Source organism: Thermoplasma sp., from assembly GCF_008709555.1.
GTDB lineage: Archaea > Thermoplasmatota > Thermoplasmata > Thermoplasmatales > Thermoplasmataceae > Thermoplasma.
Map to the genome: position 1 here is coordinate 1 of NZ_VYIJ01000046.1, position 564 is coordinate 564.

Consider the following 564-nt stretch of genomic DNA (forward strand, 5'->3'; position numbering starts at 1 on the left):
CCAAAGCGTGTGATGTCCCCATCAGCCCCTATTTTAATTTGTTTGAATACCGATGACAGAAATTATCGAAAGCCGCCTCAGAGGTCGGGAGACTGCCAGGTTGCCACCCCTAATCTTACACTGGCATCGTCATGTCAATATAATTGGAAACCTTTCTTCGATGCATATTCATAATTCTGTTACAACCTTAACTCGCTAAAGTTTAGGTAATATGTTCAGGCCCAGGGTATTTATAATGTTCTCCACCTTCTTCGGTATGTCCAGGAATCCTGTTGTCCCGTCAGCATACTTCACCAGGTATACCCTGGATAGCTGCAGCAGTACCTCATTAACGGATAGCTTACCGACAAGGTCCTTGGACCTTATCAGCGCAAGGACCCTGTAGTGCTGGTATAGTGACAGAAACGTTATGAAGAAATAGCCCCATATGGACTCATCATCCTGAAGGTACGTCTTGTCCTCCTCAAGCTCGTTCTTCATCGCATCAAAAGACTGTTCAACATCCTCCCGGCTCTTGTATATATCGTACAGCAATTCACCGTCCATTTCCAAGCTTGAGAGTAT

1 pseudogene is annotated in these 564 nt (G+C 45.0%); it reads right to left on the reverse strand.

Annotation, left to right across the window (positions count from 1 at the left end):
• Positions 1–195 precede the first annotated feature (195 nt).
• Positions 196–564, reverse strand: a pseudogene (locus tag F6Q11_RS07575) (IS1634 family transposase); the annotation flags it as partial.